The organism is Streptomyces sp. NPDC052773 (assembly GCF_044547145.1).
In the GTDB taxonomy this organism is placed as follows: Bacteria; Actinomycetota; Actinomycetes; order Streptomycetales; family Streptomycetaceae; genus Streptomyces.
This window is the reverse complement of the sequence record NZ_JBITZX010000002.1, coordinates 97109-110880: the sequence shown is the minus strand read 5'-3', so window position 1 is coordinate 110880 and position 13772 is coordinate 97109. Positions and strand designations below refer to the sequence as shown.

At 72.2% G+C, this 13772-nt stretch carries 14 protein-coding genes; 10 read left to right on the top strand and 4 right to left on the bottom strand.

Annotation, left to right across the window (positions count from 1 at the left end; translation table 11 throughout):
* Positions 1-23: 23 nt before the first annotated feature.
* Both ACIG0D_RS05620 and ACIG0D_RS05615 read left to right on the top strand, forming a co-directional pair.
* Positions 24-983 (top strand): GlxA family transcriptional regulator, encoded by a 960-nt coding sequence (locus tag ACIG0D_RS05620; protein ID WP_399796451.1) that lies wholly within the window; start codon positions 24-26, stop codon positions 981-983.
* Between the two features lie 103 nt (positions 984-1086).
* Positions 1087-1722, top strand: a complete 636-nt coding sequence (locus ACIG0D_RS05615; RefSeq protein WP_399796450.1) for a DJ-1/PfpI family protein — start codon at positions 1087-1089, stop codon at positions 1720-1722.
* Here ACIG0D_RS05615 and ACIG0D_RS05610 read toward each other — a convergent pair.
* On the bottom strand, positions 1709-2458 hold the full coding sequence (locus ACIG0D_RS05610) for an enoyl-CoA hydratase/isomerase family protein (RefSeq protein ID WP_399796449.1): 750 nt from the start codon (positions 2456-2458) through the stop codon (positions 1709-1711). The genes ACIG0D_RS05615 and ACIG0D_RS05610 overlap by 14 nt on opposite strands.
* A gap of 249 nt (positions 2459-2707) precedes the next feature.
* Between ACIG0D_RS05610 and ACIG0D_RS05605 the strand changes: the two genes are divergently transcribed.
* Positions 2708-3220: an ATP-binding protein gene (locus ACIG0D_RS05605; RefSeq protein ID WP_399796448.1), complete on the top strand. Its 513-nt coding sequence runs from the start codon at positions 2708-2710 to the stop codon at positions 3218-3220.
* Between the two features lie 63 nt (positions 3221-3283).
* Here ACIG0D_RS05605 and idi read toward each other — a convergent pair whose 3' ends face one another.
* From idi to galE, 3 genes are all read right to left on the bottom strand, one after another.
* The gene (gene idi, locus ACIG0D_RS05600; RefSeq protein WP_399796447.1) at positions 3284-3877 is read right to left on the bottom strand and encodes an isopentenyl-diphosphate Delta-isomerase; all 594 of its coding nucleotides are present in this window, start codon (positions 3875-3877) and stop codon (positions 3284-3286) included.
* A 195-nt stretch (positions 3878-4072) separates the two neighbouring features.
* On the bottom strand, positions 4073-5011 hold the full coding sequence (locus ACIG0D_RS05595) for a cation diffusion facilitator family transporter (protein ID WP_399796446.1): 939 nt from the start codon (positions 5009-5011) through the stop codon (positions 4073-4075).
* 155 nt (positions 5012-5166) lie between these two features.
* On the bottom strand, positions 5167-6138 hold the full coding sequence (gene galE / locus ACIG0D_RS05590; RefSeq protein ID WP_399796445.1) for a UDP-glucose 4-epimerase GalE: 972 nt from the start codon (positions 6136-6138) through the stop codon (positions 5167-5169).
* Positions 6139-6504: 366 nt separating this feature from the next.
* On the opposite strand from galE, the gene ACIG0D_RS05585 reads away from it, so the two are divergent.
* The 7 genes from ACIG0D_RS05585 (at position 6505) to ACIG0D_RS05555 (ending at position 13594) form a co-directional block, all read left to right on the top strand.
* On the top strand, positions 6505-8340 hold the full coding sequence (locus tag ACIG0D_RS05585) for a DUF5941 domain-containing protein (RefSeq protein ID WP_399796444.1): 1836 nt from the start codon (positions 6505-6507) through the stop codon (positions 8338-8340).
* The gene (locus tag ACIG0D_RS05580; protein WP_399796443.1) at positions 8337-9089 is read left to right on the top strand and encodes a sugar phosphate nucleotidyltransferase; all 753 of its coding nucleotides are present in this window, start codon (positions 8337-8339) and stop codon (positions 9087-9089) included. Before ACIG0D_RS05585 ends, ACIG0D_RS05580 begins: the two co-directional genes overlap by 4 nt.
* Positions 9077-10138, top strand: a complete 1062-nt coding sequence (locus tag ACIG0D_RS05575) for an iron-containing alcohol dehydrogenase family protein (RefSeq protein ID WP_365764864.1) — start codon at positions 9077-9079, stop codon at positions 10136-10138. The genes ACIG0D_RS05580 and ACIG0D_RS05575 overlap by 13 nt, the downstream gene beginning before the upstream one ends.
* Positions 10116-10895, top strand: a complete 780-nt coding sequence (locus tag ACIG0D_RS05570) for a CDP-alcohol phosphatidyltransferase family protein (RefSeq protein WP_078958078.1) — start codon at positions 10116-10118, stop codon at positions 10893-10895. Before ACIG0D_RS05575 ends, ACIG0D_RS05570 begins: the two co-directional genes overlap by 23 nt.
* A gap of 26 nt (positions 10896-10921) precedes the next feature.
* Positions 10922-11794, top strand: a complete 873-nt coding sequence (locus ACIG0D_RS05565) for a glycosyltransferase family 2 protein (RefSeq protein WP_399797057.1) — start codon at positions 10922-10924, stop codon at positions 11792-11794.
* A 98-nt stretch (positions 11795-11892) separates the two neighbouring features.
* Positions 11893-12822 (top strand): ABC transporter permease, encoded by a 930-nt coding sequence (locus ACIG0D_RS05560; protein WP_399796442.1) that lies wholly within the window; start codon positions 11893-11895, stop codon positions 12820-12822.
* Positions 12815-13594 (top strand): ABC transporter ATP-binding protein, encoded by a 780-nt coding sequence (locus ACIG0D_RS05555; protein WP_365764870.1) that lies wholly within the window; start codon positions 12815-12817, stop codon positions 13592-13594. Before ACIG0D_RS05560 ends, ACIG0D_RS05555 begins: the two co-directional genes overlap by 8 nt.
* Positions 13595-13772: the final 178 nt, after the last annotated feature.

The following is a 13772-nucleotide window of genomic DNA, read 5'->3' as shown; positions in this document are numbered from 1 at the left end:
CCGGGCCCCGAAGAATCGACGGTATGGCGCAGCGAACCGTGCTCGTCGTCGTCTTCGACGACGTGCAGAGCCTCGATGTCACCGGCCCCGTGGAGGTCTTCACGGGCGCCGAGCGGCGCACCCCCGGGTCCTACCGCATCCGCACGGCCTCCCTGGACGGCGGCCCGGTCCGCACCTCCAGCGGCCTGACCCTCGTACCCGACGAGGTCCTAGCGGACAGCGCCGGCCCGCACACCCTGCTGGTCCCCGGCGGACCCGGCACCCGCGCCCCGGACCCGCGGCTGATCGACTGGCTGAGGCGCACCGGGCCGCGCGCCGAGCGGCTGGTGTCCGTGTGCACGGGCGCGGTGCTGCTCGCCGCGGCGGGCCTGCTGGACGGGCGGCGCGCCACCACGCACTGGGCGTTCTGCGACACCCTCGCCCGCAACCACCCGGCCGTCGAGGTCGACCCCGATCCGATCTACGTCCGGGACGGCAACGTGGCCACCTCCGCCGGGGTCACCTCCGGTATCGACCTCGCGCTCGCGCTGGTCGAGGAGGACCTGGGCCGCGACACCGCCCTCACCGTCGCCCGCCACCTGGTGGTGTTCCTGCGCCGGCCGGGCAACCAGGCCCAGTTCAGCGCCCAGCTCGCCGCCCAGACGGCCCGGCGCGAGCCACTGCGCGACGTCCAGCAGTGGATCACCGAGCACCCGGCCGCCGACCTCAGCGTGGAGGCGCTGGCCGCCCGCGCCCGGCTCTCACCCCGCCACTTCGCCCGCGCCTTCCGCGCCGAGACCGGCACGACCCCCGGCCGCTACGTCGACCGGGTCCGCCTCGAACACGCCCGCCGTCTGCTGGAGGACACCACGGACGGCGTCGAGGAGATCTCCCGCGCCAGCGGCTACGGCACACCCGAGGCGATGCGCCGCGCCTTCGTCCGCGCGCTGGGAACCTCCCCGGCGGAGTACCGCAGCCGGTTCCGCCCGGCCCTCGCCCACTGAACCGGCCGCTGCAGCCCGGCTCTCGCCCACTGAACCGGCCGCTCCAGCCCGGCTCTCGCCCGCCGACCCCACCGCCTCACCCGTCCACCACCGAAGGGCCCCCATGCAGATCGCCATCGTCCTCTACGACCGCTTCACCGCCCTCGACGCCGTCGGACCGTACGAGACCCTCGGCCGTCTCCCCGGCGCCGAGCTGGTGTTCGTCGCCGAGCGGACCGGTCCCGTCCGCAGCGACACCGGGACCCTCGCCCTCACCGCCGACAAAACCCTCGCCGAGGTGCCGGACCCGGACATCGTGGTCGTCCCCGGCGGCCCTGGGCAGACCCCGCAGATGGAGAACACCGCCCTGCTGGACTGGCTGCGGGCCGCCGACGCGACCAGCACCTGGACGACGTCCGTGTGCACCGGCTCCCTGCTGCTGGCCGCCGCGGGCCTGTTGCAGGGCCGCCGGGCCACCTCCCACTGGCTGGCCCTCGACTTCCTCAGAGGCTTCGGCGCCGAGCCCACCGGCGAGCGGGTCGTCTTCGACGGCAAGTACGTCACCGCGGCCGGTGTCTCCTCCGGCATCGACATGGGCCTGGCCCTGCTGGGCCGGATCGCCGGCGACGAACACGCCCGGGCCGTCCAGCTCCTGACCGAGTACGACCCGCAGCCGCCCTACGACGCCGGGGCCCCGCACAAGGCCCCCGCGCACCTCGTCGAGGAGTTCCGCTCCAAGAGCCGGTTCATCCTGACGTAGTCCAGGTGAAGCGCGGCGAGCGGCGCTCCAGGAACGCGGCGACGCCCTCCGCGGTGTCGCCGCTCTCGCGCGCCCGCGCCGCCCAGTGCTCGTCCCGGTCGGTCCGCCCGTTCGCGAACTCCTTGGCCGCCGCCTGCGTCAGCTGCGAGCGCGCGGCGAGGATCCGGGTGAACTCGGCCACCCGCTTGGCGAGTTCGCCCTCCGGCAGTACCTCGTCCACCAGACCCGTCCGCAGCGCCCGCTCCGCGTCGATCAACTCGCCCGAGAAGAGGAGGTACTTCGCGGTGGCCGGGCCCACCAGCGACACCAGCCGCCGGGTGGAGGGCGCCGGGTAGACGATCCCCAGCTTCGCCGGCGTCACCCCGAACAGCGCGCCCTGCTCCGCGAACCGCAGATCGCAGGCCGCCGCGAGCTGTGAGCCGCCGCCCACGCAGTGCCCCCGGATCGCCGCCAGCGTCGGCTTCGGGAACGCGGCCAGCGCCTCCTCGGCGGCCACGGCCAGCCGCTGCGCCTCCTCCGGCGAGCCCTGGAGGGTGGAGATGTCGGCGCCCGCGCAGAAGGTGGCGCCCTCGCCGGTCAGCACCAGCGCGCGGACCTCCGGATCGGCGGCCAGCGAGTCGAGCAGCGGCGGCAGCGCCCGCCACATCGCGGCGGTCATGGCGTTCCGCTTGGCCGGGTGGTGGATGACGACGGTGGCGACCGAGTCGGCGACGCGGTGCAGCAGCTGGGGCTCCATGCGCGGGATGCTAGCCGCCCGGGGCGTACGTACGATCGGCAAGGGCCTGGTCTCCGGTCGCCCCGGCAGCCGGCCGGAGGGGGGACGACAAACCCGTACAACCCGAATAGTTCGCAAAGTCGGCACGGGCGGGACAGGAGCAGTCCTCCAACTGACGGTGTCATACGCCAACGGTTCAAAAACGTTCGATAGTCGCTGACTTGTGTTCAGTTCCTCGGCACGGGCGGGCCCGTTGTCACCATTCGACGTGTGGTGACAATCGAGCGCGAGGGTGGCGACCGGACGATGGCAGGCGGCGCAGAGGCACCCCTTGAGGAGAAGACGCCCGATCCGCTGCCGTACGAGGGCGTCTGGAGGTTCACCGCCCCCGCCGTCGACGCCTCGGTCCCGCAGGCCCGGCACGCCGTCCGGGACCTGCTGCTGCGTCAGTCCGTCCCCATCTGCGACGACACGGCCCAGGGACTGCTGCTGATCGTGTCGGAGCTGGTCACGAACGCCGTACGGCATGCGGCGCTGCTGTCGCCGATGCTCGCCGTGGAGATCGCCGTGGGCGCCGAGTGGGTGCGGGTCTCGGTGGAGGACAACCACCCCTACCGCCCCACCGCCCTGGAGGCCGACTGCGCGCAGACCGGCGGCCGGGGACTGCTCCTGGTCCGGGAGATCACCCGGGAGGCGGGCGGCGTGTGCGACGTCGAGCACACGGCGAGCGGCGGCAAGGTGATCTGGGCCGCCCTGCCGCTCGCCCCCACACGTCCGGCCTGAGCACCGAGGCCCCCGCCGGGATTCGCCGGGTCGGTGAAGGTGGGTTCCCGCGGTCGGAAGTGCCTACCAGCCCGCCGACGGCCCGGTCAGCTCCCTGATCGCCGGGCGGGCGGCGTCCAGCACCGTCATGAACCACGCCGAGAACGGGTCCCCGGCATGCCGCTTCGCCAGCTCCTCCGGGGTCACGAACGCGGTGGCGCCGACCTCCTCCGGGTCCGGCGCGAGCGGCGACTGCACCAGGCCCACGAACAGATGGTTGTACTCCTGCTCCACCAGACCGGACGCCGGGTCCGGGTGGTTGTAGCGGACCGTGCCCGCCTCGGCGAGCAGCGACGGGGAGACCCCCAGCTCCTCGTACGTGCGCCGGGCCGCCGCCGCGAACGGCGCCTCCCCGGGGTACGGATGACCGCAGCACGTGTTGGACCACACGCCGGGGGAGTGGTACTTGCCCAGCGCCCGCTGCTGGAGCAGCAGCCGGCCCCGCTCGTCGAACAGGAAGACCGAGAACGCCCGGTGCAGCTGCCCGGGAGGCTGATGGGCGGCCAGCTTCTCCGCGGTGCCGATCGTGACGCCGTTCTCGTCGACCAGTTCCAGCAAGATCGCGTCCGCGGTGCCGCTCGACGTGCTGTGCGTCGCGGTGGCAGGTGTGATCGGCATACCCATCCTTCGCCTCGTTCCTCGCGCCCCAGTCTGCCGTACGAATCCGGCACTCCCGGCACTTCCCGGCACGACCCGCATGTCCCGTCCGGGACGCCACCGGAAGAGGGGCCCGGTAGGTGATCGTGCCCTGGGCGATGCGCCAGGAACCGTCCGTACTGGTGTGCGGTCACCCGGGTCGGTGCCGCGGCTGCCTCAGTGGCAGAGCCGGGCCTCATGTTCCGCGTGGCCGCTAGGCTCCAGCTGGAATGTGCAGTGCTCCACGTCGAAGTGGTCGCCCAGGCACCCCTGCAACTCGTGCAGCATCTTCTCGTTGCCGATCGCGCCGAGGACGTCGGGACGGACGACGACGTGCGCGGACAGCACCGGCATGCCCGAGGTGATCGTCCACGCGTGCAGATCGTGCACGTCCTCGACGCCGTCCAGCGCCAGTATGTGGGCGCGCACCTCCGCCATGTCGACGCCCTTCGGCGCCGACTCCAGCAGCACGTCCAGCGTCTCGCGCAGCAGCTTCAGGGTGCGCGGCACGATCATCAGTCCGATGACCAGCGAGGCGATCGGGTCGGCGGCCTGCCAGCCGGTGGTGAGGATCACCGCCGCCGAGATCAGCACCGCGACCGAGCCCAGCGCGTCCGCCGCCACCTCCAGGAAGGCGCCGCGCACGTTCAGGCTCTCCTTCTGGCCGCGCATCAGCAGGGTGAGCGAGATCATGTTCGCCACCAGGCCGATCCCGCCGAACACCAGGGTCAGCCCGCCCTCGGTGCCGGCCGGGGTGATGAACCGCTGGATCGCCTCGTACAGCACGTATCCACCGACGCCGAGCAGCAGCAGGCAGTTGGCGAGCGCGGCGAGGATCTCGGCCCGGGCGTAACCGAAGGTCCGCTTCTCGGTCGGGGGCAGGTTGGCGAAGTGGATGGCCAGCAGGGCCATACCCAGGCCCAGCGCGTCCGTCGCCATGTGGGCCGCGTCGGCGATCAGCGCCAGCGAGTCCGCCAGCACCCCGCCGACGATCTCCACCAGCATCACGGTGATCGTGATCGCCAGCGCGATCCGCAGCCGGCCCCGGTACGCCGCGGCGGCCGTACCGGAGGCCGGTGCGGCGTGCGCGTGTCCGTGGTCGTGCCCAGCCCCCATGAAAGCCGCCTCCCGTACTCGGTCCGGATCACAGTGAACTACGGGTGGGGGGTATCCGGCAACGCGGCACTGAACACCGTTGTCATATGCCCTGACCTGCGGAAACGAACCGCAGGTCAGGCGGGTCGAACAGTCCGGCGGATCGCCCGGCCGGGTCAGCGGCCTTGGTGCAGCCGCCAGCCCCGCCACGCCGACTCGACCATCTCGCGTACGTCGCGCCGGGCCCTCCAGCCCAGTTCCGCGGCGGCCCGCTCGGCGGAGGCCACGGCGCGCGGCGCGTCCCCGGGGCGACGCGGCTCGACGACGGCCGGCCGGGCATACCCCGTCACCTCACCGATCAGCGTGACCAGCTCGCGCACGGAGACACCCTCGCCACGGCCGATGTTCAGGGTCAGATCGCCCTGCGCGTCCCCGGCGGACAGCCGGCGGGCCGCCGCGAGATGGGCCTCGGCGAGATCGGCGACATGGATGTAGTCGCGCACACAGGTCCCGTCCGGCGTCGGATAGTCGTCGCCGAAGATCCGCGGGGCCTCACCGCGGGTGAGCCGGTCGAAGACCATCGGTACGACGTTGAAGACGCCGGTGTCGGCCAGCTCCGGGGCCGCCGCGCCGGCCACGTTGAAGTACCGCAGGCAGACGGTCGCGATCCCGTGCGCCTGCCCGGCCGCGCGCACCAGCCACTCACCGGCGAGCTTGGTCTCGCCGTACGGGTTCACCGGCGCGCAGGGGGTGTCCTCCGTGATGAGATCCACATCCGGGTTGCCGTAGACGGCGGCCGAGGAGGAGAAGACGAACCGCCGGACCCCCGCCTCCGCGACCGCGTCCAGCAGCGTCGCGAGCCCGCCCACGTTCTCCCGGTAATACCGCGTCGGCTCGGCCACCGACTCGGCGACCTGCTTGCGCGCGGCGAGATGCACCACACCGGTCACCTCGTGCTCGCCGAGGACCCGCTTCAGCAACTCCCCGTCCAGCGCGGAGCCCCGCACCAGCGGAATCCCGGCCGGCAGCCGCGCGGGCATACCCGCGGACAGATCGTCCAGGGCGACGACCCGCTCCCCGGCCTCGGTCATGGCCCGCGCCACATGAGCCCCGATGTATCCGGCCCCGCCGGTGATCAGCCACGTCATGGTCGCCCACCCTAATCCCGGCGCCCGCCGCGAGCCGAGTCCGCACCGTGCCGCCGGCGCGGGCCGCCACGCTCCGGAACCGCGCCCTCACCCCCGCCGCGCGCCCTGACCGTCGTATGTCATGAATGTCCGTTCTGGGCGTACGGTTTTGTGCCCCGGCCCCCGGAGCCCTCATGATGATCACGGCGGAGCGGCGTGCAGTGCGGGGCGTCCGGGCCGTGAACAGGCGGTGAACACGGGCCTCCGATCATCCGATAGCCTCTGCCGACATGCCGCCGCCTGGTGCAGCCGATGGGCAGCCAAGGGGCGCCCCCACCATGTTCAGGCCCGGCGCCGTCCGCGTCGGCACGCAGGGAGTGAGTTCGGTTGTCGACCGCCATCCTCACCGGTCAGCCGGTCCCCGGATCGTCGATCGAGGGCGATCTGCGGTCCCTCGGCTTCGAGGTGCGCACCGCCGCCGACGCCGCCGACGCCGAGACACTGCTCGCCCAGGTACCCGGTGACCAGCGCGTCGCGGTCGTCGACGCCCGGTTCGTCGGCCATGTGCACGCCCTGCGCCTCGGTCTGACCGACCCCCGCTTCCCGCTGGCCGCCATCCCCGGCGCCGTCACCGCCCAGCCGGCCGGCCGCCAGGCCCTGACCCGCGCCATGGCCCGCGAGCACTCCGCCGGCGGCGGCGCACCCGCCGACGGTGACACCGCGCTCGCCGTGGACAGCCTCGCCGACCGCGTGGTCACCGCGCTCGACGCGGACGGCGCCACCGTGCACCGCCCCGAGCTGGGCAGCCTGGTCGCCACCGTCCCCACGGACCCGCAGACCCGCAACGAGGCCCGCCAGGCCATCGCCGCCGTCGACGACGAGGCGATCCGGCTGAAGTCGGCCGTGAAGGCCCGCGACGGCTTCTTCACCACCTTCTTCATCAGCCCGTACTCCCGCTACATCGCCCGCTGGTGCGCCCGCCGCGGCCTGACCCCCAACCAGGTCACCACCGCCTCCCTGCTCACCGCGCTGATCGCGGCGGGCTGCGCGGCCACCGGCACCCGCGGCGGCTTCGTCGCGGCCGGCGTCCTGCTGATCGCCTCCTTCGTGCTGGACTGCACCGACGGCCAGCTCGCCCGCTACTCCCTGCAGTACTCCACGCTCGGCGCCTGGCTGGACGCCACCTTCGACCGCGCCAAGGAGTACGCCTACTACGCCGGCCTCGCCCTCGGCGCCGCCCGCGGCGGAGACGACGTCTGGGCGCTCGCCCTCGGCGCGATGGTCCTCCAGACCTGCCGGCACGTGGTCGACTTCTCCTTCAACGAGGCCAACCACGACGCCACCGCCAACACCAGCCCCACCGCCGCCCTCTCCGACAAGCTGGACAGCGTCGGCTGGACGGTGTGGCTGCGCCGCATGATCGTGCTGCCGATCGGCGAACGCTGGGCCATGATCGCCGTCCTGACGGCCGTCACCACCCCCCGCATCACCTTCTACGCCCTGCTCATCGGCTGCGCCTTCGCCGCCACCTACACCACCGCGGGCCGCGTGCTGCGCTCCCTGACCCGCAAGGCGAAGCGGACGGACCGCGCGGCCACCGCGCTCGCCGACCTCGCCGACTCCGGCCCCCTCGCCCAGGCCCTCGCCAGGGCGCTCAGGAACCCCGCCCGCCGCCTGCCCGGCTTCGCCGTCCCGGCGCTCGCCCTGCTCGGCGGCGCCGCGGTCGTCGCCACCGCCGCGCTCACCGAGTCCGGCAGCCCCTGGCCGGCCGTCGCCGCCCTCGGCTACGCCCTCACCTCGGGTCTCGCCGTCGCCCGCCCTCTCAAGGGCGCCCTCGACTGGCTCGTCCCGCCGTTCTTCCGCGCGGCCGAGTACGGCACGGTCCTCGCGCTCGCGGTCAACGCGGGGGTGAACGGAGCGCTGCCGGCGGCTTTCGGCCTGGTAGCGGCCGTCGCCTACCATCACTACGACACGGTGTACCGCATCCGCGGCAACGCCGGCGCGCCCCCGGCCTGGCTGGTGCGCGCCACAGGGGGGCACGACGGGCGGACCCTGCTCGTCACCGTCCTGGCCGCGGTGCTCACCGCCGCGCAGTTCAAGGTCGCGCTCACGGTCCTCGCCGTGGCCGTCGCCCTGGTGGTGCTCGTCGAGAGCATCCGCTTCTGGGTGGCTTCCCATCTGGGAGGCGCGCCCGCCGTACACGATGAAGGAGAACCCGCATGATCGGCCTCGTGCTGGCGGCCGGCGCCGGACGGCGTCTGCGCCCCTACACCGACAGCCTGCCCAAGGCGCTGGTGCCGGTGGGGCCCGCGGGCATAGAGGGCGAACCGACGGTTCTCGACCTGACCCTCGCCAACTTCGCCGAGGTCGGCCTCACCGAGGCCGCCATCATCGTCGGCTACCGCAAGGAGGCCGTGTACGAGCGCAAGGCGGCCCTGGAGGCGAAGTACGGCCTGAAGCTCACGCTCATCGACAACGACAAGGCCGAGGAGTGGAACAACGCCTACTCCCTGTGGTGCGGCCGTGACGCCCTCAAGGACGGCGTGATCCTCGCCAACGGCGACACCGTGCACCCGGTCTCCGTCGAGAAGACGCTGCTCGCCGCCCGCGGCCGGGGCAAGAAGATCATCCTCGCCCTCGACACCGTGAAGAGCCTGGCCGAGGAGGAGATGAAGGTCGTCGTCGACCCCGAGAAGGGCATGACGAAGATCACCAAGCTGATGGACCCCGCCGAGGCCACCGGCGAGTACATCGGCGTCACCCTCATCGAGGGCGACGCCGCCCCGGAGCTGGCCGACGCGCTGAAGACGGTCTGGGAGACCGACCCGCAGCAGTTCTACGAGCACGGCTACCAGGAGCTGGTGGGCCGCGGCTTCCGCATCGACGTCGCGCCGATCGGCGAGGTCGACTGGGTCGAGATCGACAACCACGACGATCTCGCCCGGGGACGGGAGATCGCGTGCCGGTACTGACCAGGCTGATCCCCTCCCCGCTCGTCGTCGACATCCGCCCGGGCGCCCTCGACGACCTGGCCTGCGTCCTCGCCGACGAGCGCATCTCGCACTCCGGCCGGCTCGCCGTCGCCGTCAGCGGCGGCTCCGGCGCGAAGCTGCGCGAGCGGGTCGCCCCGCAGCTGCCCGGCGCCACCTGGTACGAGGTCGGCGGCGGCACCCTCGACGACGCGGTCCGGCTGGCGAGCGACATAAAGGCCGGCCACTACGACGCGGTCGTCGGCCTCGGCGGCGGCAAGATCATCGACTGCGCCAAGTTCGCCGCGGCCCGCGTCGGCCTGCCCCTGGTCGCCGTGCCGACGAACCTCGCGCACGACGGCCTGTGCTCGCCGGTCGCCACCCTCGACAACGACGCCGGACGCGGCTCCTACGGTGTGCCCAACCCGATCGCCGTCGTCATCGACCTCGACGTCATCCGCGAGGCCCCGGTCCGCTACGTCCGGGCCGGCATCGGCGACGCCGTCTCCAACGTCTCCGCCATCGCCGACTGGGAGCTGGCCAACCGGGTCAAGGGCGAGAAGATCGACGGTCTCGCCGCGGCCATGGCCCGCCAGGCCGGCGAGGCCGTGCTGCGCCACCCCGGCGGCATCGGCGACAACGACTTCCTCCAGGTGCTCGCCGAGGCACTGGTGCTCAGCGGTATCGCCATGTCCGTGTCGGGCGACTCCCGCCCGTCCTCCGGGGCGTGCCACGAGATCAACCACGCCTTCGACCTGCTGTTCCCCAAGCGGGCCGCGGCCCACGGCGAGCAGTGCGGGCTGGGCGCGGCCTTCGCGATGTACCTGCGCGGGGCCCACGAGCAGTCGGCGTACATGGCCGGGGTGCTGCGCCGGCACGGACTGCCGGTGCTGCCCGAGGAGATCGGCTTCACCCCGGAGGAGTTCGTCCGAGTCGTCGAGTTCGCCCCGGAGACCCGGCCCGGCCGCTACACGATCCTCGAGCACCTCGACCTGAAAACCCACCAGATCAAGGACATCTACGCCGACTATGTCAAGGCCATCGGTAGCTGAACTCCGGCCGGTCGTCCACCCCCCGGGGGTGAAGGACCGGCGCAGCGGTGAGCACTGGATGGGACGCCTCTACATGCGTGAGGTGTCCCTGCGGGTCGACCGCTACCTGGTGAACACCAGGGTCACGCCCAACCAGCTCACGTACCTGATGACCGTCTGCGGCGTCCTCGCGGCCCCGGCACTGCTGGTGCCGGGGATTCCGGGGGCGGTGCTCGGCGTGATCATGGTCCAGCTGTATCTGCTGCTCGACTGCGTCGACGGCGAGATCGCCCGCTGGAAGAAGCAGTACTCGCTCGGCGGGGTCTACCTCGACCGCGTCGGCGCCTACCTCACCGACGCCGCCGTCCTGGTCGGCCTCGGCCTGCGCGCCGCCGACCTGTGGGGCGAGGGCCGGATCGACTGGCTGTGGGCCTTCCTCGGCACCCTGGCCGCGCTCGGCGCCATCCTGATCAAGGCCGAGACGGACCTCGTCGGGGTGGCCCGCCACCAGGCGGGCAAGCCGCCGGTGCAGGAGTCCGCGGCCGAGCCGCGCTCCTCCGGCATGGCGCTGGCCCGCCGGGCCGCCGCCGCGCTGAAGTTCCACCGGCTGATCCTCGGCATCGAGGCGTCCCTGCTGATCCTGGTCCTCGCCATCGCCGACCAGGCGCGCGGCGACCTGTTCTTCACCCGGCTCGGCACCGCCGTCCTCGCGGGCATCGCGCTGCTGCAGACGGTGCTGCACCTGGTGTCCATCCTCGCGTCCAGCAGGCTGCGGTGAGGCCCGTGGACACATCGGGGGCCTCCCTGAAGGTCGGCGCGGTGATCATCACCATGGGCAACCGCCCGGAGGAACTGCGCGCGCTGCTGGACTCGGTCGCCAAGCAGGACGGCGACCCCGTTCAGGTCGTGGTGGTCGGCAACGGCTCGCCCGTGCCGGACGTCCCCGAGGGCGTGCGCACCATCGAGCTGCCCGAGAACCTGGGCATCCCCGGCGGCCGCAACGTCGGCATCGAGGCCTTCGGACCCGGCGGCCGGGACGTCGACGTCCTGCTCTTCCTCGACGACGACGGGCTGCTCGCCCGCACCGACACCGCCGAGCTGTGCCGCAAGGCGTTCGCCGCCGACGACCGGCTCGGCATCATCAGCTTCCGCATCGCCGACCCCGACACCGGCGTCACCCAGCGCCGCCACGTGCCCCGGCTGCGCGCCTCGGACCCGATGCGCTCCTCCCGGGTCACCACCTTCCTCGGCGGCGCCAACGCCGTCCGTACGAAGGTCTTCGCCGAGGTCGGCGGGCTGCCGGACGAGTTCTTCTACGCGCACGAGGAGACCGACCTGGCCTGGCGGGCCCTCGACGCGGGCTGGATGATCGACTACCGGTCCGACATGGTGCTGTACCACCCGACGACCGCCCCGTCCCGGCACGCGGTCTACCACCGGATGGTCGCCCGCAACCGGGTCTGGCTGGCCCGTCGCAACCTGCCCGCCCTGCTCGTCCCCGTGTATCTGGGCGTCTGGCTGCTGCTGACCCTGGCGCGCCGCCCCTCGCGGCCCGCGCTGAAGGCGTGGTTCGGCGGATTCCGGGAAGGCTGGACGACGCCGTGCGGTCCCCGCCGGCCCATGAAGTGGCGTACGGTGTGGCGGCTGACCCGGCTGGGCCGGCCCCCGGTGATCTGACAAGCTCGTCCCTGAGCGTCCGGGCCGGGCCGCGACCCGGCCCGGCTCACGCCAGGCCCGCACCGGCTGCGCATCTTCGAAGACGAAAGTTTCCAGTAGTGAGTGAGACAACGCAGGACGGCGGAGTCGCCGTGACCGAGCCACCGTCGCCCGACGAGCGGCTGACGCCGGCCGAGCTCGCCGCGAAGTACGGCCTGACCGTCAGCGGCGCCCGGCCCTCGCTCGTCGAGTACGTCCGCCGGCTCTGGGGACGGCGTCACTTCATCATCGCCTTCTCCCAGGCCAAGCTGACCGCCCAGTACAGCCAGGCCAAGCTCGGCCAGCTGTGGCAGGTCGCCACCCCGCTGCTGAACGCGCTCGTCTACTACCTGATCTTCGGGCTGATCCTGAACGCGGGCCGCGGCATGTCCCGGGACGTGTACATCCCGTTCCTGGTCACCGGCGTCTTCGTCTTCACCTTCACCCAGTCCTCGGTGATGGCCGGCGTCCGCGCGATCTCCGGCAACCTCGGCCTCGTGCGCGCCCTGCACTTCCCGCGCGCCTCGCTGCCGATCTCCTTCGCGCTCCAGCAGCTCCAGCAGCTGCTGTTCTCGATGATCGTGCTGGTGGCGGTGGCCTGCGCCTTCGGCAGCTACCCGGACCTGTCCTGGCTGCTGATCGTGCCGGTGCTGGTGCTGCAGTTCCTCTTCAACACCGGCCTCGCCCTGGTCGTGGCGCGGATGGGCGCGAAGACCCCGGACCTCGCCCAGCTGATGCCGTTCGTCATGCGCACCTGGATGTACGCCTCCGGGGTGATGTTCTCCATCCCGATCATGCTCCAGGACAGGCCGGCCTGGATCGCCGACGTGCTCCAGTGGAACCCTGCCGCCATCTACATGGACCTGATGCGCTTCGCGCTGATCGACGGCTACGGCTCCGAGAACCTGCCCCCGCACGTCTGGGCGGTCGCCCTCGGCTGGGCGCTGCTCGTCGCCGTCGGCGGGTTCGTGTACTTCTGGAAGGCGGAGGAGAGGTACGGCCGTGGCTGAGCAGCGCCCGGGGGAGCGGATCCCCACCGTCATCGCCGACGACCTGCACATCGTCTACCGCGTCAACGGCGCGAGGACCGGCAAGGGCAGCGCCACCGCCGCGCTCAGCCGGATCCTGAAGCGCGGCGAGGAGCGCGGGGTGCGCAAGGTGCACGCCGTGCGCGGAGTCTCCTTCGTCGCCTACCGCGGCGAGGCCATCGGCCTGATCGGCTCGAACGGCTCCGGCAAGTCCACGCTGCTGCGCGCCATCGCCGGTCTGCTCCCCGCCGAGAAGGGCAAGGTCTACACCGACGGCCAGCCCTCGCTCCTCGGGGTGAACGCGGCGCTGATGAACGACCTGACCGGCGAGCGCAACGTCATACTGGGCGGGCTCGCCATGGGCATGTCCCGCGAGGAGATCAAGGAGCGCTACCAGGAGATCGTCGACTTCTCGGGCATCAACGAGAAGGGCGACTTCATCACCCTGCCGATGCGGACGTACTCCTCCGGCATGGCCGCCCGGCTGCGGTTCTCCATCGCCGCCGCCAAGGACCACGACGTCCTCATGATCGACGAGGCGCTGGCCACCGGCGACCGCAAGTTCCAGAAGCGCTCCGAGGAGCGCATCCGGGAGCTGCGCAAGGAGGCCGGCACGGTCTTCCTGGTCAGCCACAACAACAAGTCCATCCGCGACACCTGCAACCGCGTGCTCTGGCTGGAGCGCGGCGAGCTGCGCATGGACGGCCCGACCGACGAGGTGCTGAAGGAGTACGAGAAGTTCACGGGCAAGTGACCCCGTGCGCCCTGGGCCCCGCCGGAACCGCTCCGGCGGGGCCCGGCGTGTGCAAAGGAAACGTCAACTCTGGCTCGCCGTAGGAATCTTGAGGCCAATCGGTGTGTTGTTGTGATGCGCAGGACACCCCCACGGTCCCCCCTGCGTTGTACAACGTAAGCTGTACCGGTGCCGAATC